Source organism: Mesorhizobium sp. M0663 (genome assembly GCF_040320585.1).
GTDB lineage: Bacteria > Pseudomonadota > Alphaproteobacteria > Rhizobiales > Rhizobiaceae > Mesorhizobium.
In genome coordinates, this window is the sequence record NZ_JAMYPX010000015.1 from 35,485 (window position 1) to 58,534 (window position 23,050).

The 23,050-nt window shown below is 61.3% G+C and carries 18 protein-coding genes and 1 pseudogene; 12 read left to right on the forward strand and 7 right to left on the reverse strand.

Translation table 11 applies throughout. The features are described 5' to 3' along the window. Positions 1–163 precede the first annotated feature (163 nt). The gene (locus NKI54_RS22930) at positions 164–1,414 is read left to right on the forward strand and encodes a M16 family metallopeptidase (RefSeq protein ID WP_502898243.1); all 1,251 of its coding nucleotides are present in this window, start codon (positions 164–166) and stop codon (positions 1,412–1,414) included. Then, complete coding sequence (locus NKI54_RS22935) at positions 1,411–2,280, forward strand: patatin-like phospholipase family protein (protein WP_352569779.1); 870 nt, start codon at positions 1,411–1,413, stop codon at positions 2,278–2,280. Before NKI54_RS22930 ends, NKI54_RS22935 begins: the two co-directional genes overlap by 4 nt. A gap of 169 nt (positions 2,281–2,449) precedes the next feature. Here the strand turns inward: NKI54_RS22935 and NKI54_RS22940 are convergent, their stop codons facing one another. Next, a complete protein-coding gene (locus NKI54_RS22940; protein WP_352636567.1) occupies positions 2,450–3,346 on the reverse strand; it encodes an MBL fold metallo-hydrolase in 897 nt (298 codons plus the stop codon). Between NKI54_RS22940 and NKI54_RS22945 the strand changes: the two genes are divergently transcribed. Both NKI54_RS22945 and NKI54_RS22950 read left to right on the forward strand, forming a co-directional pair. Then, positions 3,324–3,455, forward strand: coding sequence for a hypothetical protein (locus tag NKI54_RS22945; protein ID WP_023674354.1), 132 nt, complete (start codon positions 3,324–3,326; stop codon positions 3,453–3,455). The genes NKI54_RS22940 and NKI54_RS22945 overlap by 23 nt on opposite strands. Positions 3,456–3,485: 30 nt before the next feature. Then, complete coding sequence (locus NKI54_RS22950; RefSeq protein ID WP_352692488.1) at positions 3,486–4,391, forward strand: LysR family transcriptional regulator; 906 nt, start codon at positions 3,486–3,488, stop codon at positions 4,389–4,391. Positions 4,392–4,578: 187 nt separating this feature from the next. Here the strand turns inward: NKI54_RS22950 and NKI54_RS22955 are convergent, their stop codons facing one another. Beyond that, the gene (locus NKI54_RS22955; protein ID WP_352593045.1) at positions 4,579–5,115 is read right to left on the reverse strand and encodes a dihydrofolate reductase family protein; all 537 of its coding nucleotides are present in this window, start codon (positions 5,113–5,115) and stop codon (positions 4,579–4,581) included. Between the two features lie 37 nt (positions 5,116–5,152). Here NKI54_RS22955 and NKI54_RS22960 point away from each other — a divergent pair. Then, positions 5,153–5,380, forward strand: a pseudogene (locus NKI54_RS22960) (hypothetical protein); the annotation flags it as partial. 19 nt (positions 5,381–5,399) lie between these two features. Here the strand turns inward: NKI54_RS22960 and NKI54_RS22965 are convergent. Both NKI54_RS22965 and NKI54_RS22970 read right to left on the reverse strand, forming a co-directional pair. Then, a complete protein-coding gene (locus NKI54_RS22965; RefSeq protein ID WP_352692504.1) occupies positions 5,400–7,130 on the reverse strand; it encodes an adenylate/guanylate cyclase domain-containing protein in 1,731 nt (576 codons plus the stop codon). Positions 7,131–7,211: 81 nt separating this feature from the next. Then, positions 7,212–7,553: a dihydrofolate reductase family protein gene (locus NKI54_RS22970; RefSeq protein ID WP_352692489.1), complete on the reverse strand. Its 342-nt coding sequence runs from the start codon at positions 7,551–7,553 to the stop codon at positions 7,212–7,214. Positions 7,554–8,138: 585 nt separating this feature from the next. Between NKI54_RS22970 and NKI54_RS22975 the strand changes: the two genes are divergently transcribed. From NKI54_RS22975 to NKI54_RS23000, 6 genes are all read left to right on the forward strand, one after another. After that, positions 8,139–11,732: a YobI family P-loop NTPase gene (locus NKI54_RS22975; RefSeq protein ID WP_502898244.1), complete on the forward strand. Its 3,594-nt coding sequence runs from the start codon at positions 8,139–8,141 to the stop codon at positions 11,730–11,732. Positions 11,733–12,283: 551 nt separating this feature from the next. After that, positions 12,284–13,345 carry a LacI family DNA-binding transcriptional regulator gene (locus NKI54_RS22980; RefSeq protein ID WP_352692491.1) on the forward strand — a complete coding sequence of 354 codons (1,062 nt, stop codon included), beginning with the start codon at positions 12,284–12,286 and terminating at the stop codon, positions 13,343–13,345. 83 nt (positions 13,346–13,428) lie between these two features. Next, positions 13,429–14,682 carry an ABC transporter substrate-binding protein gene (locus NKI54_RS22985; protein WP_352692492.1) on the forward strand — a complete coding sequence of 418 codons (1,254 nt, stop codon included), beginning with the start codon at positions 13,429–13,431 and terminating at the stop codon, positions 14,680–14,682. A gap of 285 nt (positions 14,683–14,967) precedes the next feature. Further along, positions 14,968–15,894, forward strand: a complete 927-nt coding sequence (locus tag NKI54_RS22990) for a carbohydrate ABC transporter permease (protein ID WP_023674365.1) — start codon at positions 14,968–14,970, stop codon at positions 15,892–15,894. Then, a complete protein-coding gene (locus tag NKI54_RS22995; protein WP_254817449.1) occupies positions 15,894–16,751 on the forward strand; it encodes a carbohydrate ABC transporter permease in 858 nt (285 codons plus the stop codon). Before NKI54_RS22990 ends, NKI54_RS22995 begins: the two co-directional genes overlap by 1 nt. 27 nt (positions 16,752–16,778) lie before the next feature. After that, positions 16,779–18,761, forward strand: coding sequence for a glycoside hydrolase family 127 protein (locus NKI54_RS23000; protein ID WP_352692493.1), 1,983 nt, complete (start codon positions 16,779–16,781; stop codon positions 18,759–18,761). Here the strand turns inward: NKI54_RS23000 and NKI54_RS23005 are convergent. Both NKI54_RS23005 and NKI54_RS23010 read right to left on the reverse strand, forming a co-directional pair. Beyond that, positions 18,748–19,488 (reverse strand): gamma-glutamylcyclotransferase, encoded by a 741-nt coding sequence (locus NKI54_RS23005; RefSeq protein ID WP_023674368.1) that lies wholly within the window; start codon positions 19,486–19,488, stop codon positions 18,748–18,750. The two genes, NKI54_RS23000 and NKI54_RS23005, sit on opposite strands and share 14 nt — an antisense overlap. A 210-nt stretch (positions 19,489–19,698) precedes the next feature. Further along, entirely contained in the window at positions 19,699–21,081 is a 1,383-nt protein-coding gene (locus tag NKI54_RS23010; RefSeq protein WP_352569790.1) for an FAD-binding oxidoreductase, read from the reverse strand. Between the two features lie 224 nt (positions 21,082–21,305). On the opposite strand from NKI54_RS23010, the gene NKI54_RS23015 reads away from it, so the two are divergent. After that, a complete protein-coding gene (locus tag NKI54_RS23015; protein ID WP_023674373.1) occupies positions 21,306–22,313 on the forward strand; it encodes an AraC family transcriptional regulator in 1,008 nt (335 codons plus the stop codon). 132 nt (positions 22,314–22,445) lie between these two features. On the opposite strand, the gene efp is transcribed toward NKI54_RS23015, so the two are convergent. Next, positions 22,446–23,012 carry an elongation factor P gene (efp, locus tag NKI54_RS23020; RefSeq protein WP_352569791.1) on the reverse strand — a complete coding sequence of 189 codons (567 nt, stop codon included), beginning with the start codon at positions 23,010–23,012 and terminating at the stop codon, positions 22,446–22,448. Between the last annotated feature and the right edge of the window lie 38 nt (positions 23,013–23,050).

Consider the following 23,050-nt stretch of genomic DNA (forward strand, 5'->3'; position numbering starts at 1 on the left):
GATGATGAGCCAGCATGGTCCTGCTCTGCCTTCTCCCCTCGTGGGCTCCTCCCCTTCTTCCCTTGTGGGAGAACGGAAGCGCCCGCACGCCGGCTCTCTTCTAGCAACCCTGTTCCTCTCCCTTCTCTTTGTCATCCTGCCGGCGCTTTCCGCTCGCGCCGCCATGAACATCCAGGAGGTGACCTCGTCGAAGGGCATTGCCGCCTGGCTGGTGGAGGATTATTCGGTGCCGATCGTCGCCATCCGCTTCGTCTTCGATGGCGGCGCGACGCAGGATCCGCCCGGCAAGGAAGGGCTTGCCAATCTGATGAGCGGCCTGTTCGACGAAGGTGCCGGCAACCTCGACAGCGAGGCCTTCCAGATCAAGCTTGACGATGTCGGCGCCGAGATGAGCTTCGATGCGCAGCGCGACGGCATCTACGGCTTGATGCGCATGCTGGCCGAGCAGCGCGACGGCGCCTTCGACCTGTTGCGGGTGGCGGTCAACCAGCCGCGCTTCGACCAGGTGCCGATCGACCGCATCCGCGCGCAAATCCTGTCCGGCATCATCGCCAACGAGCGCGATCCCGATACGCTCGCCCAACGCAAATGGCTGGACGCGATCTACGGCAGGCATCCCTATGCGCGGCCCGACCAGGGCACCAGGCAAAGCATCGCGACGATCACGCCGGCCGATCTCAGCGCCTTCCACAAGGCAAGTTTCGCCCGTGACGGCCTGCATGTCGCGGTGGTCGGCGCCATCGACGCCGAGACGCTGAAGCAGAAGCTCGACCTGGTGTTCGGCAGCCTGCCGGAAAAGCAGGCGCTTACGCCCGTTCCCGACATCGACCTGAAGCTCGGCCAGCAGCTCGAGGTCGTTTACGACCAGCCGCAGGCCTCGCTGCAACTCGCCTATCCCGGCGTGAAGCGGAATGCGCCGGATTTCTTCGCCGCGGTGCTGATGAACGAGATCCTCGGCGGCGGCACCTTCACCTCGCGGCTGTTCGACGAGGTGCGCGAGAAGCGCGGCTTGGCCTACAGCGTCAGCTCCGACCTCGTCGACCACCAGCATTCCGAGGCGCTGTCCATCACCACCTCGACCCGCGCCGATAGGGCGGCCGAGACGCTGGCCGTGGTGCGCGATGTGGTCAAGCGCATGGCCGAGGAGGGGCCGACCGAAGCCGAGCTGGCGGCGACCAAGAAATACATGATCGGCGCCTATGCCATCAACAATCTGAATTCCTCCGGCGCGATCGCCTCAACGCTGCTCGAGATCCAGCTCGGCAAGCTCGGCATCGACTACATGCAGCGCCGCGCCGCCCTGATAAACGCGGTGACGCTGGACCAGGTGAAAGCGGTGGCGAAAAAGCTGCTCTCCGCCGAGCCGGCCGTCATGGTGGTCGGGCCGAAGCTCGGCGCGGCCAACAAGGGATGAGCCCTAGCTTCGGCATCGCCTTTGGCGGCGGCGGGGCGCGTGGGCTGGCGCATATCCATGTCATCGAGGCGCTGGACGAGCTGGGCATAAGGCCGGCAGCAATCGCCGGCTCGTCGATCGGCGCCATCATGGGCGCCGGCATGGCCTCGGGCATGACCGGCAAGGACATCCACGACTATACGCGCTCGATCCTCGGCCGCCGCGCCGAAGTGGCGACGCGCATGTGGCGGGCGCGGCCCGGCACTTTTGCCGAAGCGTTGCAGGGCGGCTTGCGGGTCAGCCAGTTCAATGTCGAGCGCATCCTCAAGGCGTTCCTGCCCGACGCCATTCCCGAAACCTTCGCCGAATTGAAGATACCGCTGAAGGTGACGGCAACGGACTTTTATGGCCACCAGCTCGCCGTGTTCGACGAAGGCGAGCTGCATTCGGCGCTGGCCGCCTCGGCGGCGATCCCGGCGGTGTTCCGTCCGGTGATGCGCGACGGCAGGCTGCTGATCGACGGCGGCATCTACAATCCCGTGCCGTTCGACCTGATCGAGCTCGACGCCGACATCATCATCGCCGTCGACGTGGTCGGCGCGCCAACCGAGGCCGGCCGCAAATTTCCGACCTCCGTCGACCTGATGTTCGGCGCCACGCAGCTGATGATGCAGTCGATCATCGCCAGCAAGCTGAACCAGAGCCGGCCCGACATATTGATCAGGCCGGCCGTTTCGAAATACCGGGTGCTCGATTTCATGAAGGTCGAGGCGCTGATGGCCGAGACGGTGGCGATCAAGGACGAGCTGAAGCGCGAGATCGAGAAGGCGGTCGAGGCCCGGGCCAAGGCCGAAGCCAGCAAGCGCACGAACCGTCTCGGCGGATGACAGCCATCAGTCGTCGGGCGTCAGCGCCCGCTGGACCATGAGCGTGTCGAAATCAGGCGGGCAGGGGCGGTAAGTTTGGGCGAGGCGCCCTTGGCCGAGACGGGCGAGCTTTGCGCGCCGAAAGCCGAAGCTGCGATCTCCCCCTCAAGGGAGGAGATTGGCGCCCATCTCAGCCCCACTTCATCTCGCCGGTGGCAACCTTGGAGCCGATGTCGAGCGCGACGCCCATGCCGAGGCCGGGGAAGCGGGCTTCCATGGCGCTCTTCAGCGCGGCAGCGTCCTTGGCCTTGGCCAATTCTTCCTCGAAGGCGACGAGATAGGTTTTGGTGTGCTCGACGCCCGAAAGGTCCGTAGCGGCCTCAGGCGTCATGTGCCCGGGCACGACGATTGCCGGCTTGCGCGCCGCGATCTTTTCGAGATTGGCGAGCCAGGCGGCGCGCAGTTCCCTGGTCGGCGTGTCGGCGGTCCAGACATGCACCCCGGCAAAGATCATCACCCCGCCGAACACCGCATTCAGCGACGGCACGAAGAGATAGCGCCGGTTGGTGAGGCCTTCCGCGGCGACGATCTCGATGGTCTCGCCATCGACGCTGAGCGTCTTGCCGTCGAATGCTTCGGGGATGACGACGTCGGCCAGCGCCTGCGGGCCATTCTCCTTGAGCTGCGGCCCCCAGACGGCGAGCTTCTTTTCGACATTGCCGTTGATGGCGGCCACCGTCTCGGCTGCGGCGATCACCCGTGCCTGCGGGAACGCCTGCTTGATCGGCTTGAGGCCGAAATAATAGTCCGGGTCGGACTGGCTGACATAGATGGTGGTGAGCGTCTTGCCGGTCGCCTTGATCGCCTCGGCCACGGCCCGGCCGTCGGGGTAAGTGAAACCGCCATCGATCAGCACGGCTTCGGCGGCGCCGGAGACCAGCACCGGGGCGCGGAAGAAGCCGTTTTGCCCGGCGGGGAAATGTTTCCAGGAAAGCCCGCCGGCCGCATGGCCAAGCCCGGCGGGAGCAAAGACCGCGGCAGCGCCGGCGGCGAGGGTGGTTTTCATGATGCTTCTCCGTGTGAACATGGATGTCTCCTGGGATCCGGAATTCGGCGGCCTCGATGCCCGCAAGATGGCAAAAGCGGAATGCGTATTGAAGGCCGACAAAATAGACGTAATGTATGCCATTGCCTGACAATGAGACTGCCTCTGCCATGAGCGAAGCATGAACCTGAACCGGCTGGCCTATTTCGTGGCGGTGGTCGATGCCGGCTCGTTCACGCGGGCCGCCGAGCGGCTGGGCATCACCAAGGCGGTGGTCAGCCAGCAGGTGGCGCGGCTGGAGCGCGATGTCGGAACGACGCTGCTGATCCGCACGACGCGGCGCGTCCATCCGACCGAGGCCGGCCGAACGTTCCATGCCCGCTGCCTGCAGGTCCTGCAGCAGGCCGAGGATGCCTTCGACGAGCTTGCGCAGGCCGCCGCCGAGCCGACCGGCACGCTGCGCATCGCCGCGTCCAACGACTACGGCACATCGGCGGTGGTGCCGGTGGTCGCCGCCTTCAGCGCGCGCTATCCCGCCTGCCGGGTGGAGCTGACGCTGGGCGACGAGACGATCGACCTGGTTTCCGGCCACATCGACGTGGCCATCCGCGTCGGCTGGCTGGCCGATTCCAGCCTGCAGGCCCGGCGCATCGGCACCTTCCAACAATTCATGGTATGCGGCGCCGGCTTTGCAGGCCGGTTCACCGCCGGCGAACCGCAAGACCTCGCCGGGCTGCCCTTCGTCGCCAACATGGCGCTGCGCGAACCGCTGCTATGGCAATTTTCGCGCGGCGATGACGAGCAGCAGGCCGTGCGCATGCAGGCAACGATTTCGATCGACGCAACGCCGGCAGTGCTGGCAGCGGTCCGCGCCGGCGCCGGCCTGTCGGTGCTGCCGGACTTTTTGGTGCGGGACGAACTGGCCGCCGGGCGGCTGGTGCAGATCCTGCCCGAGTGGCGGCTGCCCTCCGGCGGCATCTACACAGTCTACCCCGCCGCCCGCTTCCGCCCGCCCAAGGTGACGAGGTTCGTCGAGCTGCTGATTGCGGCCGTGCAGAAGGTAGAGGCAGGCGGGCGGGGGCGGTAGCTTGGGTGAGGCGCTGATGGCCGAAGCTGCGATCTCCCCCCTTGAGGGGGAGATGGCCGGCAGGCCAGAGGGGGTCGGTTCGACCGGGCGCGGCCTGCCTCTTGCGTCGGTGGGGGTTGGCGCATTACGCGAGACGCCCCCCTCTGCCCTGCCGGGCATCTCCCCCTCAAGGGGGGAGATTGGCTCATCACCCCATTCCAGCCGCATACTCCAGCGCCACCACGCCGTTGCTGAATTGCGTGGCCGAGATCAGCTCGAGCGGCAATTGCGCGCCAGGCGGGAACAGCAGCTTGCCCTGGCCGACGGCACCGGGGTAGCTGAGCAGCCTGATGCGGTCGACCAGGCCATGGCGCAGCAATTCCTGCGCGACGCTGAGGCTGCCATGCACATAGATGTTGCCGCCGCTGCCTTGCTTCAGCCCTCTGACCGCTTCCGGCAATGCGCCCTGCAGCAGCTCGGCCGGCTGCCAGTCGAGCGCCTGCAAGCTGGTCGAGGCGACATATTTCGGCAGCGCGTTGAACCGGTCGGCGAAGTCTCCGGTCTCCTTGGGCCACGAGCCGGCAAAGATCTCATAGGTCGTGCGCCCCAGCAGCATGGCGCCACTGTCGGCAAGCTCGTCGTCCTTGAACTTTTGCATCTCATCGTTCCACGCCACGCTCGGGAGCTTCTCGACCTCGGCAATGCCATCGACGCTGATGAATTCGGTGATGATGAGTTTTCTCATGGCGGGTTCCTTCTGTCGGGACGGCCGTGCGGGTCTTGTGCGAACTGCACCGTCAACTAGCGCGGCGCTTTTTCAGGGGGAGGGCTTTCCCTGTTCAGAGTCGATCTACAATGACCGCCCCGCTGAGCAATGCCAGTTTCCTGACCAGTATCTGCGCCACGTCGAAGCATGCGTCGGCGACTGGATCATCTACTATGAGCCCAGCAAGGTAGAAGAGAGCCGTAGCTATTTCGCTGTGACTAAGGTCCAACAGCTTATCGCCGATCGTGCGAGTCACAGGCTGCCTACAGGTTGGCAATACCGGCTTTCAGCAGTCCTTCGCGGACGTGCTGCACATCAGACTCCTGGGCAAAGTGCAGGGTGGCGATAAATGAATCGAGGTCGAATTGGGGATCGAGCGTTCTGATCTTGCCTAGATGCGCCGCGGCCGCGATTTCGTCGCCGAGCCAGCCGTAGCAGGCAGCGGCGAAAGCGTGCTGAGCCGAGTCCATGGTTGACAGATGCATGAAAGCTTCGATCGCCTCGCCATACTGGCGCGCGGCGAAATGCGCCTTTCCCAGATGGCTCCAGAACCTCTCAGGGTGATGCGGGTTCAACTGCATTGCCTTGCGGATCCATTCAATTCCCTCTTCCGGCCTCCCCAGCCACGTCAACAACTCGCCTTGCTGCACCACCACGAGGTCGTAATTGGGATTGAGGGCCAGCGCCCGCTCTTGATGGTAGCGCGCAGTGGTCAGCTCATTGTTGTTCACGTTCACTGCCGCGAGAATGCGGTGGACATCGGCATCGTTGTTGTCCAGCGCCAGCGCCCTGTCCAGCGCCGCCATAATGTTGTTCCAGACGGCATCCCTGTCTTCGCACCAGTTATGGACCCAGGCCTGGCCAAGAATGCAGGCCCGCCAGGCATGGGCATGGGCATAATTGGGGTCGAGCGCGACGGCCCTTTCTATCAAGGTTTGCGCGCGTTCATTATCCGCAATCGTGCTTCGGTGATGCAGCACCTTGGCAGCAAGCACACATTCATACGCGGCCATGTTTGCAGGTTTCGCCCGCGCGAGCTGGTCCCGCTGAGCCGCCTCGACACGACCGGGCAGCGTGGCTGCGATCGCCGCGGTCACCTCATCCTGAATCGCGAATATGTCGTCCAGCTTCCGGTCATATTTGTCTGCCCAAATATGAGCGTCATTCGCCGTGTCGATAAGCTGAACCGTCACGCGCACCCTGTCGCCGATCTTGCGGACGCTTCCCTCCACCAGGTATTGGACGGTGAGTTTCTCGGCCACCTCGCGCACATTCACGGCGCGGTTCTTGTAGACGAAGCTGGAATTGCGCGAGATGACGAACAGCTCATGGTGGCGGGACAGTTCGGTGATGATGTCCTCGGTCAGTCCGTCCGCGAAAAATTCCTGCTCGGGGTCGCCACTCATGTTGGTGAATGGCAGCACCACTATCGAAGGTTTCGAGATGGATCGCTTGGCCTCGACTTCTGGCAGGACAGAACTATCAAACCCAACGCGATAGAGGCGAACCGGGCGGCTGATGTTCTTCAACGTCTTCTCGCCCAGGTCCTCCATGGCAATTTCGAGACGGTCGGCAATTTGGGTCGCCACCGCTGCGGTCACGCAGATACCGCCGACGTCGGCGAGTTGCTCGATGCGCGAGGCAATATTGACGCCGTCGCCGAAAATATCCTCATCGTCGAAAATGATGTCGCCGAGATTTATGCCGATCCTGAATTCGATACGCCGTTCTTGCGGCACATCCGAATTGCGCCTTTTCATGCGCTGTTGGATTTCCACGGCGCATTTCACGGCATCGGTCACGCTCTGGAACTCAACGAGCATGCCGTCTCCGGTGGTCTTGATGATCCGGCCCTTGTTCTTCGCGATGGCGGGATCGACCAGTTCTATGCGATGGGTCCGAAGGCGTGCGAGCGTGCCGGATTCATCGGCCTCCATTAGCCGACTGTAGCCCGCCATATCGGCAGCCAGAATTGCGGCTAGTCTCTGTTCCATCGCTTGAACCAAAAACCAAGCCTATTCTTCCTGGGCTGCCAAATCCAGCAATTTGGGCTTGTGGCTGAATCAAGACGTCTTCTACGGCAGTAGCAAGAAAGGGCGGATCAGAACCTTCCGCCTTCCGCTAGGTGGCTGCCAACTCGATCGCATCAATCGCGGGAGGGATCCGCGCGGCGTCAAGCTGGTCGAGGCGACATATTTCGGCAGCGCGTTGAACCGGTCGGCGAAGTCTCCGGTCTCCTTGGGCCACGAGCCGGCAAAAATCTGATAGGTCGTGCGCCCCAAAAGCATGGCGCCGCTGTCGGCAACCTCGTCGTCCTTGAACTCTTGCATCTCATCGTTCCAGGTCACGCTCGGCAGCTTCTCGATCTCGGCGATGCCATCGACGCTGATGAATTCGGTGACGATGAGGTTTGGCATGGCGGGTTCCTTTCTGGCAGGAGCCGGGCCGAGCGGGGCTTCCGAGAACCGCGCCGTGAAAAACAAAATAGAGCAGCGCATTGTTGTTTTAAGGCGACGTCAGACACGAGCGTCGACCTTCGTCGATCTGAGGCTTTGCGCCAACTCAAACCGGCAGCAGAAGCGCGTGGGCGAGCGGAAACAATGTGGACGGCCGGTGCTTGTTTGTCCACGATGGCCGCTTTTGACCCGAAGCAGACTCTCGCAAACCGAGCCGTGCACGACAGCTTTGCGCCCAAACTCGGTCATTCCAGCCCCTTTGTCAATTTCCCGAACGCGGACGTCGGAGAGGTCTCGGTCGAACGGCTGCAATTGGGGACAATTTGGAATGTCTTCAATCGACTGCGCACAAGCGAGAACAGACATTCACCCAGTTGGTATGTAACGTGCCATCGGTTTGAGCAGTCAATACCAAAATCCAGGGCAACGCATTGTTCTGTGGAAACCGCGTCAAGCGTCTCTGCGTCCGCGACTGTGGCCTGTATCCTATCGACTTTGGATGCACTCGGAGAGGTGTTAGTACGATGAATCATTTGGCCTCAATTCATGCGACTCTGGAATAACTTGCGGAAAATCTTTACTAGAATACCAGGTTGGCTCGGCCGATTGAACGAGTCGGCTGGCGGGCAATCGAAGTTCATTGACCTCGCTCCCACCGATAAGGCGGACGAGGCAGGGGTCTATTCCGATGCGCTGCTCTACGCGACGAATAATCCTAGAGTTTCGAATATTGCGCTGACAGGCCCGTATGGTTCGGGAAAAAGCAGTATCATCAAATCATTTCTGAAAAAATACAAACGCCCCATCCTGCAGATATCGCTTGCTGCATTCCTGCCCGAAGCCACGGCCACTGGTGGCGAGGTAAGTAAACAGGAGATAGAAAGAAGCATTCTTCAACAAATGCTTTATGGCGCTGACGCGAATAAGCTTCCCCTCTCAAGGTTCAAGAGAATCCAATCTCCAAGCAGGTGGTCGATATTCACATCATTATATATTATTTTTGGTCTATTCGCATGCTGGAACCTTCTGCAAAATCGCGAAAAGATTATCAATGGCGAGTACCTCCTCCCCCTGGCCGCCAGCAACTGGTTCAATCTCACCTGCTTCGCCGTAGGGGTCTCGTTCCTCTGGCTAGCCCTGCACCATTTCTACGTCGCGAGTTTCGGCGTCTCCTTGAAGAGCATATCGCTGAAGGACATCGAAATTACTCCCGAAGCGGTAAATCAGGAGTCAATATTAAACCGCCATTTGGACGAGATTATCTATTTCTTCCAGTCAACGAAATATGATCTCGTAGTCATCGAGGATCTGGACAGGTTCAATAACTCTGAGATTTTCGTCACCCTGCGTGAGATCAACAGTCTCGTAAATGAGAATTCGGGCGTAAAACGAACCATCCGCTTCCTCTACGCGCTTCGTGACGACATGTTTGTGAATACAGACCGGACCAAATTTTTCGAGTTCATCATCCCTGTCATACCGATCATTAACAGCTCGAACTCGATCGATAAGGTATTAGAGCAGGGAAAGAGGCTCTCACTGGATAACCGGCTTGACCGGCAGTTTCTGCGTGAAGTTTCGCGGTATCTCAATGACCTAAGGCTTATCCAGAATATCTTCAACGAATACGCGATCTATGTCGCCAATCTGGAGACCGGTGGCGAGAACGTGCTGGATGCGAACAAGCTCTTGGCGGTCCTAATTTACAAGAACGTATTTCCCAGGGATTTTGAGAACCTGCATCGCGGCAAGGGTGATCTCGCACGGATCCTTGACCGTCACCATGAATTTATCGCCGACGGTGAAGCAGAATACAGGGCTAAGATATCTAGCCTCGAAGAGCAAGTCGATAATGCCGACAGGCAGGTCCCTTCCGATCTACAAGAACTGCGCAGAATCTATGCGATGGCTCTAATCGAGAAACTTCCAACTTCGGTGTCTCACATCGGCGTCAACGAGCAAAATCTTATAGAACTTTCTTCCCTCGCGAAGCACGATTCATTGGAGCAAATTATCGAAGCACCGCAGGTCACTTATAGATTACATCAAACCTATCCGCAGAGGCTCAACATCGCTGGATTTCAGGCTGAAATCGATCCTCTTAGGACTTATAAGCAGCGCAGGGGCGAGATTGAGCGTCGGGCCGTTGGGTTTAAGAACGCCGCCTCGAAAAACATTAACGACTTGAGATCGAAGGTCTCCGTTCTACGGATAGCCAAGTTCAACGAAATAATTCGGCTGAACGCCAAGGCAGCGGAGGATCTTTTTGAGGCATTCGGTGATAACAGAGAACTTGCTCGGTTTTTGGTATTCGAAGGGTATCTTGACGACACCTATTACCAGTATACATCGCTTTTCCATTCAGGGCGACTTTCGCCAAATGACAACAAATTCCTGATTCAGATACGTGGGTTCGTTAGTCCAGAACCGGGCTTCCAAATAGATAATCCTAATGAGGTCATCGCAGCGATGCGCGATGACGATTTTCGGCAGGGCTATGTTCTCAATGTAAAGATCGTGGATTGTCTGCTTAGCGATTCATCCGCATATACTCTGCAGACGGCGAACCTTTTTGAATTTATCGAGTCCGATTTCGAAAAATGCGAGGCGTTCTTTACGACCTACTACGCGACGGGCGCCAAGGTTTCTGCCTTGGTATCAGGGCTGGTCGAGACGTGGGCAGGGTTTGTTCCTGCTGCTATCGGCACGCCCAGGAACCTGTCGCATGTAGCGCAAATCATCGCGCATTTACCAGCGCGGGCCCTGGAAGCACTACCCGGTAAGTATCCAGACATTTCCGGGTTTGTCTCGGTCAATCTGCCGCAGATACTGGCATTGGGGATTGATTTCGAGCCCGCCAGGCTGAAGTACCTTGGGATCGAGATAGCAGACCTACCCGCCATTGAGGGCTTTGCCGGGATTGCGCGTTTCCTCTTCGAGGAGGGGCTCTATAGCCTTACCATCGACAACGTGGAGTTCATATTCCGGGCCGTCATGGGCTTGGGCGATCCGCATCACTTGCGGACACAACATTACACTACTGTCCTGAAGACCGCGAATGCCGCGCTGATTTCCAGGATCGAGCGCAACTTCGGAGACTATCTTAAAGATATAATTTTGGAACTTGAGGAGAATTCGCAGGAGAGCATTCCAGCTATCCTTTCCGTTATCGCGCGCGAGGAGATCGACCTAGGCGACCTCAGCACCTTCCTCGAGAAGCAATCGGCGCTCATTCCTTCGCTAGAACAGGCGCCCACGCGTCTCCACGCTCTGCTTTTCCAGTTCGCGAAGGTCGAAGCGTCCTGGGACAACTGCCTTGCGTTTCTTGCTAGCGGAAACTTCGACGCCAACAGCCTCACCGCCTACCTGAACACGAAGCCGACGCTGGCAGTACTCTCGCAGCATGCAATTCCCAATGATGAAAAGGCATCTACCTTGCGCAGCTTCCTCATCGAAAACGATGCTCTGCAAGACGCCGTGTACCGCACTTACGTCCAAGGCTTGCCGAGGCATTTCTCCAAATTTCCGGAGAATCTCGGGGCCGGCAAGTTGCAGATCGTGATAGAAGAAGGAAAGGTCACGTTCTCCCACGCAAATCTGTCGTTCCTGGAGGCCAATAGCGACCTCCAAGTTTTGTTCGTGACCAAAAACATCGAGCAATATCTGGACAACGAAAGCACGTTCGCCGTTGATGACGAGTTTCGCGAAAAGCTGCTCGCCTCCGATGTCCGCGATGACCATAAACTGGCGATTGTCCGGTCAATGGATCTCACCCTGCTCGCCAGCCTGCCGTCTCGCGCGGGTGCCGTGGGGCCGATACTAGACCGGACCGGGGCAGACATGAGCGTGCTCGATACAGGATCTGCGCGCGCAATTGTCGTGAACTCGGCGCCTATCTCCGTTCAGATTTCGTTGTTCAACAAATGCAAAAGCATCCTAGGTGATGGGGATGTACGCGAAATCCTCGCATTGCTCCCCGAGCCGTTCTCAGACATCAAAACCGGGTACAGCACCCCGAGGATTAAGAAGACGGAGGGAAACATTGAACTGGTAAAGTGGCTCGACTCTCGAGACATCATCTCCTCGTGGAGGGAGGCGCTATTCTCGGATGAAATTCGTATAAATCTATACAGACGCTGATTAGAATGGCTGAGAATCCGGAGTCTGGCATAGTCCGCAGTGAACGTTCGCTCTACCTGGAGGAGCAGAATTGTGACTGCACCGGCTGTTGTCCGACAGCATTTTCGTAACGTCATCCTGAAAGGCCTGCGAACGACGGGTTCGTCCCAATCTCCCTCACAGGAACGAGTGGGCAGTTGAGGGCGCGCGATTTGGTTCCTTGAACGTCCGCTTTTGGGGCGACTGCTAACCGGCTCGCCCGAATGTCAGCTTTCCCAATTCCCGTGCCTGAAACCGGACAAGCGGGAGACGGCCCCAAACGGGATGTCTGAGTAGTGGTTCGGCAATGACCGTCCTTGGCGCAAAGTGGTCGTAGGATACCGCACTCAACAGGAAATCTCGAATACCCATAACCAAGTTCTCCCTCTTGCCATCCCCTCTACCTTCCCCTAATCTCCCAGTTGAGAAAACCTTTTCCCAAATCGCCCCGCATCCGCTGACCTCACCATTCAGCACCTCGCAGGACCATAAGAGAAAAGCTTTTCTCAAATGGGAGGATCGATATCCAAATCATGGCGTCCGACGCGCAGCCAACGCCTGTTTCTGCCAAGCAGCCGGTCACCTTGCGTGAGGTGGCAGCCCTTGCCGGCGTCAGCGTCGCCACGGCTTCAAAAGCGCTGAACGGGCAGGGGCGGATGACGGCTGAGACGCGGACCCGCATTCGCGAGACGGCGCAGCGGCTTGGCTTTCGCCCGAACAGCCTGGCGCAGAGCCTGTTGCGGCGGCGCTCCTTTACCGTCGGGCTTTTGACCAACGACACCTATGGCCGCTTTTCGCTGCCGCTGATGGCCGGCGTTTCCGATGCGCTGGTCGATGCCGGGGTCTCGGTGTTCCTGTGCAATGTCGAGGACGACCCGCGCCTTGCCCAGCTGCATGTCGATGCCATGCTCGACAAGCGCGTCGACGGCATCATCGCCACCGGCAAGCGCATCGACCGCCATCTGCCGGTCGATCTTGCCAATCTGGGCATTCCGGCGATCTATGCCTTCACCGAGCCCGATCCAAACGCCATCGCTTTTGTGTCTGACGATGCCGGCGGGGCGCGGCTGGGGGTCGAGCACTTTTGCCGCCTCGGGCGGCGGCGCATCGCCCATGTCAGCGGTCCCGCGAGCTTTGCCGTGGTGCATGCCCGCGCCGAGGCCTATCGCGAGGTGCTGGCCGAGAACGGCCTGCCGGTCATGGAGCCGCTGCTCGGCCAGTGGTCGGAAGCCTGGGGCCACGAGGCGGTCGCAAAACTGTTCGACGGCGAGGGGTTCGACGGCACGCGCGAAAAGCCCGATGCGGTGTTTTGCGGCAACGACCAGATCGCGCGCGGCGTCATCGACGCCTTGCGCGAGCGCGGTATCGGCGTGCCGGACGCGGTCGGCGTCATCGGTTTCGACAATTGGCAGATCGTCGCCGAGGCAACCCGGCCGCCGCTGACCTCGGTCGACATGAACCTTGCAGCACTTGGCCGCGAGGCCGGCCTTGCCTTGCTTTCGCTCGTCGGCGGCGAACCCGCTTTGCCGGGCATCAGAAAACTGCCGTGCCGGCTGGTGGTGCGTCAGTCATGCGGCCGTCCGCCGGACGGCTGAACGAAACGGGCCGTGTCGATAGTCACCCGCTTGGGGGCGCGGCTAAATTAAGACGCTAAATTAAAACCATGTGGAGGAGAAGCATGAGAACCACCATTACCGGGCTCGCCATCGCCGCGAGCATTTTCGGCACGCTGGCAACAGTCGGCTCGGCCGCCGCCGACACCGCCAACATCTGGGTTCGCGCCGACGGCTCGAACTTCATGCCGCGCGTCGTCGATGCCTTCAACAAGGGGCATCAGAACCAGATCAAGCTGGACATCATCCCCAATGCCGAAATCATCCCGAAATACGGCGCTGCGGCTGCCGGCGGCACCGCACCCGACGCGCTGTCGCTCGACCTGATCTACACGCCGTCCTTCGCCGCCGCCGGCCAGCTGGAGGACATCACCGACTGGGCGAAATCGCTGCCCTATTTCGCCAGCCTGTCGCCGGCGCATGTCAAGACCGGCACCTATAAGGACCGCATCTACGGGCTGCCGTTCTCGGCAGACTCTTCAGTGCTGATCTGGAACAAGAAGCTGTTCAAGCAGGCCGGCCTCGACCCGGAAAAGGGCCCAACCAACTGGGCCGAGATCGAAGCCGACGCCGAAAAGGTCAACGCGCTCGGCGGCGACATCAAGGGCTTCTACTTCTCCGGCAATTGCGGCGGCTGCAACATCTTCACCTTCACGCCGCTGATCTGGGCCTCGGGCGGCGACATCCTCACCGAGGACGGCTCCAAGGCGACGCTGGACACGCCGCAGATGCGCGGCGCCATCGACCTCTACCGTTCGATGGTCAAGAAGGACCTGGTGCCTTCAGGCGCGCAGACCGACACCGGCTCCAACTTCTTTGCCGCCTTCGCCACCGGCAATATCGGCATCTCGCCGTCGGGCGCCTTCGCCATCGGTGCGCTGAACACGCAATACCCGGATATCGACTACGGCATCACCTTCCTTCCCGGCAAGGATGGCAGCTGGTCGTCGTTTGCCGGCGGCGACAATTTCGTCGTCACCAAGGGCACCACCAAGGTCGCGGTGGTGAAGGAGTTCCTCGATTTCGCCTATTCGCTCGAGGGCCAGACCATTCTGGCGAAATACGGCAGCCTGCCGGTGCGCGGCGACATCGCCAATGAGGCGCTGAAAGACCTCGACCCGCGCTACAAGGTCGCCGCTGAAGCCATGGCCAAGGGCCGCACGCCCTATTCGGTGGTGTTCAACGACCTAATCAACTCGGCCAACGGTCCGTGGAACCAGATGATGAACGAGGTCTTCTTCGGCGAAGACGTCGACGGCGCCATCGCCAACGCGCAGGAGACGATGCAGTCGATCATCGATTCGGCGCCGCAGAAGTAAAGCGCCACCTCCCCCTCGAGGGGAGGTCGGACCGAAGGTCCGGGTGGGGTCGTTGCGGCAGTGCTCGACGTTTCTGTCGGCGCACTTCGCACAAGACCCCACCCCCGCAGCCCCTTAACCTCCCCCTTGAGGGGAGGTCGGACCGCAGGTCCGGGTGGGGTCATCGCGGCAGTGCTCGACGCTCTTTTGATGTCGGCGCGCTTCGCGGAGGACCCCACCCCCGGCCTTCGACCGGACCCTCCCCTCAAGGGGGAGGGGGACGTAGCGCTAACGGAAGACCACGGCATGACCACCATCACAGCAATCTCCGCGCCAGCGCGCGCGTACAAACTGGTCGGCGCCGGCCGCCGGCAGTGGATCGGCCTGCTCTATGTCGCGCCGGCCGTCGCCCTGGTCGTCGTCTTCTTCATCGTGCCGCTTTGCATGACCGCCTGGATGTCGCTGCACAACTGGCCGCTGATGGGCGCGCATAGCTTTATCGGCCTCGACAATTACTGGGCGATCCTGCGCGACACCCGCTTCTGGAACGCGCTGAAGTTCACCGGCTACTACACGGTGGTGGTGACGATCGCGATCTTCGCCGTCGCCTTTCCGCTGGCGCTGTTCATCGAAAGGCCGCGGCAGCTGACCGGCTTCTACCGGACGTCCTTCTTCATGCCGGCGGTCATCGGTTTCGCCTCGGCCAGCCTTTTGTGGTCATGGCTGCTCAATGTCGATTCCGGCCTGTTCAGCCCGGCCGCTTTCGAGCTCGGCCTGACCGAGAAGAAATTCAACCTGCTGGCGACCTTCCAGCCGGCCTTCTGGTCGATCATCGCCATGGTGGTGTGGAAGGTGGCGGGCTTCACCATGATCATCCTGATGACCGGCCTGCAGTCGATCCCGCCGGACCTGCAGGAGGCGGCGATGATCGACGGGGCAGGGCCATTCGCGCGGTTCCGGGCGATTACCTTGCCCTTGATGCGCCGCACGCTGGCGTTGGCGCTGATCCTGTCGGTTGCCGGCTCGATCCTCGCCTTCGACCAGTTCTACATCATCCTGCGCGGCGGCCCGCGCAACCAGACGCTGACCGCCGTCTACTGGATCTTCAACCAGTCCTTCGTGTCGTTCAAGCTCGGCTATGGCGCAGCACTTTCGATGGTCCTGCTGGTCATCCTGGTGGCGCTCAGCCTGATCCAGCTGCGGCTGCTGCGCAATCCGGAAGGGGTCGACTGATGGCGCAGGCAAGGAGCCGCAAACGCCGCATCGGCATGCAGATTGCCGAGCACTCGACCGGCATCATCGCGTCGATACTGTTCCTGGCGCCGATCGCCTGGACGGTGCTTTCGGCCTTCAAGCCGGCGCAGGAAGCGCGCCAGCCGCCGCTGCCGCCGTGGCCGACCAGCGGCATCTCGCTCGAGAACTACGCCACGCTCAACACCTTCGGCGACGGCCTGTGGCTGCCGGCGCAAAACAGCATCTACGTCTCGGTGATGACGGTGGTGCTGTCGGTGATCGTCAGCGTGCTCGCCGGCTACGGTTTCTCGCGCTTCCGCTTTCCGCTGAAGAACCTGCTGTTCGTCGTCATCCTGTCGACGATCATGATCCCGTTCCAGTCGATCCTGACGCCGATCTTCCTGGTGCTGACCAAGATCGGCCTGCACAACACGCTGACCGGGCTGGTCTGCGTCTACGTCACGCTGCAGCTGCCGTTCTCGATCTTCATGATGCGCAACGCCTTCGACGCGGTGCCGCGCGAGATCGAGGAGGCCGCGCGCATGGACGGCGCCAACAATGTCACCATGCTCTTGAGGGTGATGCTGCCGCTGGTCTGGCCGGGCATCGTCACCATCGCGCTGTTTGCCTTCCTCGGCGCCTGGAACGAGTTTTTGGCGGCGCTGGTGCTGATGACGGACCAGTCGAAATTCACGCTGCCGATCATGATGACCGCACTGCAGTCCGGCCGCTTCGGCGCCATCGACTGGGGCGCCGTGCAGGCCGGCGTCACCGTGATGATGGTGCCGTGCCTGGTGCTCTTCCTTTTGCTGCAGCGCTTCTACATCCGCGGCCTGATGGCAGGGGCCGTGAAGTGACCAACCGAACCGAACCGGAGTAAATTGATGACCGCATCGCAATCCGCCAGTCAGGGCGCCAAGCCGAAACTCGCCTTCCGCCCGCTGCCGGTGCCGCAGGTCGATGTGCGCGGCTTCTGGGGCGACCGCGTCGATGCCGTCGCCGCAAAGACCGCCGGCATCCTCTACGACCGCTGTGTCGAAGCGCGCATGCTCGAGCAGATCGACCCGGACCGGCCGTCGCCCGGCGTCGTCATTCCGTTCCACTCACCCTCGCCGGACGAGGCAGCCACCGCCGGCAACGAGTTCACCGGCTCGACGGTGACGACGCAGATGTTCTGGGACTCGGATTGGGGCAAGACCATCGAGACCGCCGCCTATTCGCTCTACCGCCGCCGCAACGACGAGCTGGAGAAGAAGATCGATGCCGTCATCGACATGTATGGCAAGCTGCAGCAGCCCGACGGCTATCTGTCGAGCTGGTACCAGCGCATCCAGCCGGGCCTGCGCTGGACCAATCTGCGCGACTGCCACGAGCTCTATTGCGCCGGCCACCTGATCGAAGGCGCGGTCGCCTATTACCAGGCCACGGGAAAACGCAAGCTGCTCGACATCATGTGCCGCTATGTCGATCATATTGCCGAGACGTTCAGTCCCGAGCCCGGCAAGAAGAAGGGCTATTGCGGCCATGAGGAGATCGAGCTGGCGCTGGTCAAGCTGGCACGGGTGACGGGCGAGCGCAAATACATGGAGCTTGCCAAATATTTCATCGATCAGCGCGGCCAGCAGCCGCATTATTTCGACGAGGAGGCGCGAGCACGCGGCGCCGACCCCAAGGCCTACCATTTCAAGACTTACGAATACAACCAGTCGCACAAGCCCGTACGCGAGCAGGACAAGGTCGTCGGCCATGCGGTGCGGGCGATGTATCTCTATTCGGGCATGGCCGACATCGCCACCGAATATGGCGACGACACGCTGCGGGTGGCGCTCGACCGGCTGTGGGACGACCTCATGACCAAGAATCTCTACGTCACCGGCGGCCTCGGGCCGTCATCGCACAATGAGGGTTTCACCGCCGATTACGACCTGCCCAACGACACCGCCTATGCCGAAACCTGTGCTTCGGTCGGCCTGGTGTTCTGGGCAAGCCGCATGCTCGGCATGGGTCCCAATGCGCGCTACGCCGATATCATGGAGCGGGCGCTCTACAACGGCTCGATCTCCGGCCTGTCGCTCGACGGCTCGCTGTTCTTCTATGAAAATCCGCTGGAGAGCCGCGGTGCCCACCACCGCTGGAAATGGCATCGCTGCCCGTGCTGCCCGCCCAATGTCGGGCGCATGGTCGCCTCGATCGGCAGCTATTTCTATGGCCTGTCGGACACAGCACTTGCCGTCCACCTCTATGGAAACGGCACGGCTCGTTTCGATATTTCTGGGACGCAGATAGAGCTCACCCAAACGAGCAATTATCCCTGGGACGGCGCGGTCTCGATCTCTGTCGAACCGGAAGCTCCGACCGAGTTCACCTTGCACCTGCGCCTGCCGGCCTGGTGCCGCAAGGCAGCGCTCAAGGTCAACGGCGCCGATGTCGATCTGGCTGCCATCACCAGCGACGGCTATGCCGCGATCCGCCGCGAATGGCGCAAGGGCGACCGCGTCGAGCTCGACCTCGAAATGGCCGTCGACCGCCTCTACGCCAATCCCCAGGTGCGGCAGGATATCGGCCGTGTCGCACTGACGCGCGGCCCGCTGATCTATTGCGTCGAGGAGACCGACAATTCCAGCCAGCTGCACCGCATCGCTCTGCCGCGAACGGCCGACATCGCGGCGCATCAGCAGCCGAACCTTCTGGGCGGCGTCGTGACACTTTCGGCGATTGCCAAAAAGGAGGCTTTCGAAAACTGGGAAGAGGGGCTCTACCGCACCGAACCGCCGGCGGTCGAGGACGCGAAAATCACCGCCGTGCCGTATTTCGCCTGGGACAACCGCGACCCCGGCGAGATGCTGGTCTGGCTCAGGGACGAATGAAGCCCGATCGCAGCGCCCGACCGATCTCCTCGGCCACAAGTTCCTGCAACTGCCAGAGATTGCGGTCGCGGATGCCGCAGGCGTCGAGATGGCGAATGGTCTCGAACAGATATTCGGCGCCCGAACCCCAATGGCCGACGGCCGTGGCCAGGGTCGCCGCTATCGCTCGCTTTTCGAGCTTGCCGGCATAGCGCGGATTGGCGGGATCGACAACGAAACCAAGCGCTTGGCCCGTGCCGTCGCCCGTCCTGACCTGCAGCCAGCGCGGCACGTTGACGGCCGGCAGGATGGTCATCTCACGTCGCAGCAACGTTTCGAGATTGGCCCCCACTGGCTCGGCGATCTCGAATACCATGCCCTGACACTGGCCGCCGCGGTCGAGGGCCATCATCAGGCCGGGCTGCTCGATGGTGCCCCTGAAGCGCTGCACCGTAAAACAGAACGAACGATGCCAGCCCGTCGCCACGGCCCGTTCGCCACCCCTGACCTCGCCGGCCGGCTTCCACAGCAGCGAGCCATAGGCGAACAGCTTCACCGGCCCGCCCGGCGCGCCGGCCAGCACCTCGTCGCGAATGCGCGCGTAATCGGCATCGGTCATGTAGACCATGCCCGGCGTCGGCCCGGCATCCTCGACCGCACGCAAGGTGCGGGCGACCAGCGCCTCGGTCAGCGCCATCGGTGTCTTGCGCGGCGAACGCCGTGATGCGGCGGAAATGACCTTGCTCATCCTCATGCTCTCAGCCTTGCCGCCATGTTGCCGAAGGCTGAAGGATTCTCAAGGGCCGAGTACACCAGCGCGGATCAGCATCCGAACTGTCATGTACAACAGCTTGACTGGATTCGACGAAATACCCAGCGGGCTTAAGCGCGTCGACTGAACCCATTTCAGCGCGACGCGCTTCAGTGCGGAGGCTGATCTGGCCGGCCGCCACCGCCGTCAAGCAGCCGGTCGAATGTTCTGGTTCACCCGGAAGAGGTTGTTTGGGTCGTATTTCTTCTTCAGCGTAGCCAGGCGCTCATAGTTGTCGCCATAAGCCGCCTTGAGCCTTGCATCGCCCTCGTCATCCATCATGAAGTTCAGGTAGGCGCCGCCCAGATCGAACGGATGCACGGCCTCCCAGTAGGCCTTGGTCCAGCGCGTCACCGGCCCCGCTTTCTGTGGGTCCGGATCGATCCCGGCGATGACCATCGACCAGGTCGCATCACGGTAATTCCAGGGTGTCTCGTCTTTGCCGACGCGATGGACCGCACCATCGATCGGGTAGAGGTGCATGAGCGATAGCTCGCTCGGCGTCTTCGCCGCCTGCGCGAGATGGGCGTCGATCGCCTCGTCGGACAGCGTCTTGACGAAATCGCCCCGCCAGTACCACTGCATTCCCTTCGGGTAGAGCCCATCGAACATGCTCTGCACCGCGGGATAGGGCATCGTTCCCATCCAGTTGAACCAGGGCGCGGGCAGCGCATCGAGCAGCGGGGCCAGCGCCTCTCTGCCCTTTTCCTCCGGGCCGTTGTAGCAGCACATCAGCAGACACATCCGCTTTCCCCAAAACTCTTCCGGGAAGGGTGCGCTCGAGAGGACGGTCTTGAGCCCGAGAAAGATCCCGAGTTCTTCGGGCGCGTTCGGCAGGAACTCGCGATAATGCTGCATGATGGTGCGGGCGTGGCGCTGATCCCATGCGATCGGCCCCGCAAAGACCATGCTGACCTGGTGGAGCTTGAACACAAAGCTGGTGACGATGCCGAAATTGCCGCCGCCGCCGCGAAGCGCCCAGAACAGGTTGGGGTTCCGCTCCTTGCTGGCGGTGACGAAGCTTCCATCGGCAAGCACGACATCGGCCTCGATCAGATTATCGATGGTCAGGCCATATTTGCGCGTCAGATAGCCATGGCCGCCGCTCAGCGTCAGTCCGGCGACCCCGGTGGTCGAGATGATGCCCGCCGGTACGGCCAGGCCAAAGGCATGGGTGGCATGGTCGAGGTCGCCCTGAGTACAGCCCGGGCCTACCCGCGCCGTGCGGGCATCCGGATCGACGCGCACGCCGTTCATCGCCGACAGGTCGATCACCAGACCGTCGTCGCAGCTCCCCAATCCTGGTCCGTTATGGCCGCCGCCACGTACCGCAACCAGCAAATTGTTGTCGCGGCCGAAATTCACCGCTGTGATTACGTCGGCGACGTCGACACAGCGGGCGATGATCAGCGGCCGCTTGTCGATCATGCCGTTGTAGAGCTTGCGGGCCTCGTCATAGCGGGCGTCGCCGGCGTGGATGACTTCGCCTCGCAGGCTTGCTGCGAATTTGGTGATGTCTTCATCGTTCATGACATTCCTCCCTATTATTGGACCTGTCGGCCGGTCGATGAAACGCTAGTCTCGTCCGCTGTTCCCGCAAATGTCACATCGTCCATTTCTGTTGCCCGATCGTTCAGAGTAGGATTAGACCAGATGGATGGTTGCCCGGGCGGCCATATTGCCGGATAGTTCGATGCCTGACCGAAAAACTCGTTGTCAAAGGGAGTAGCCGATCGTTTCCGGAGGTGCAGTGCATGGATGTCCTTTCCGATGTGCTCCGAGCCGTTCGCCTCACCGGTGCGATCTATTTCGACGTCGACGCCAGCTCTCCCTGGGTTGGCGAGTCGCCGGGCACGGCCGACATTGCCGCCGCCGTCATGCCGGAGGCAGAGCACATCATTTCTTTTCATGCCGTGATGTCGGGCTCGTGCTGGGCCGCGCTGGGAGACGATTCGGTGCCGCCGGTGCTCGTGAACGCCGGTGATGTCGTTGTCTTCCCCGGTGGTGTTCCGAACGTGTTGAGCTCCTCGCCGGGGGCGCGGGGCGAACCCAATATGGCGATGTATTATCGGCCGATAGACGAGAGCCTGCCGTTCGCGGTGATCCATGGTGGCGGAGGAGACGAGCGGACCCGGTTCATTTGCGGGTATCTTGGCTGCGATGCACGTCCCTTCAATCCTCTCCTGGCCGCATTGCCGGCCATCCTGTGTGCCCGCAAGCCCGCCGATGGAAGCAGTTGGGTTATCGACCTTTTTCGGCTGGCGCTGGCCGAAGGTGGCAGTGGGCGGGCGGGCTGTGAAACGATACTCGCCAAGCTGAGCGAGCTGATGTTTGTCGAGATCATCCGCCGCCATCTCGAGACCCTCCCCGACGATTCGCGCGGCTGGCTGTCAGGCCTACGGGATCCACATGTCGGCGAGGCGCTCCGGCTCATCCACGCTCGCCCCAGGGAGGAATGGACATTGGACCGGCTCGCCCGCGAAGTAGGGCTCTCGCGCACGGCGTTTGCGAGCCGCTTTACCCACTATGTCGAGGTCTCGCCCATGCACTATCTTGCTCGCTGGCGTCTGCAACTGGCAGGACGCTTGCTCGAACGGCCCGAAATGAGCATCGCGCAAGCGGGTGCCGAGGTCGGCTACGAGTCGGAAGCCGCCTTCAATCGCGCCTTCAAAAAGTTCGTCGGCATTCCACCTGGCACCTGGCGAAAAGGACGGTCGGCGTTGCTCGAGGCTCAGAGATTGCCCGCTGGCGTCGTGCAATAGGAAAGAACTGGCAGGGGCGTTGACGCTTTGGTCTGCGTGCAGCGTCCCAATGCCCGAAAGCCCTTGGCACAAAGCGGTAGACGATGACCGGCCGCCGCGACGCTTTCGGCGAGGCGCGTCAGACTTCGCGCCTCAATCCTTCGCGCGCTCGACATAGGCGCCATCGGCCGTCATCACCACCACGCGGGTGCCGGCGCTGATGTGTGGCGGCACCAGGGTACGCACGCCGTTGGACAGCGTTGCCGGCTTGTAGGACGAGGACGCCGTCTGGCCCTTGGTCACCGGCTCGGTCTCGACCACCTCGAAAGTGGCGCGCTGCGGCAGTACCAGCGAGATGGCGATGTTGTTGTATTGCGAGATCTGCACCGGCATGCCTTCCACCAGATAGGGCGCCATGTCGCCGATCACGCTTTCCGGCACCGCGACCTGGTCGTAGCTCTCCGGATTCATGAAGTGAAAGCCTTCGCCGTCACGGTAGAGGAACGTGTGCTCGCGCTCCTCGACATAGGCGCGCTCGACCTGCTCGGTGGTGCGGTAACGCTCGGAAACCTTTACCCCGTCGGAGATACGCCGCATGTCGAGCTGGGTGACCGGCGTACCCTTGCCAGGATGAATGTTTTCGGCAAAGAGGATCACATAAAGCTTGCCGTCCTTTTCGACGACGTTGCCTTTGCGTAAGGAGCTGGCGATGACCTTCACGGGTTTCCATCCTGATAAAATTTGTTGGCGCAAATCGG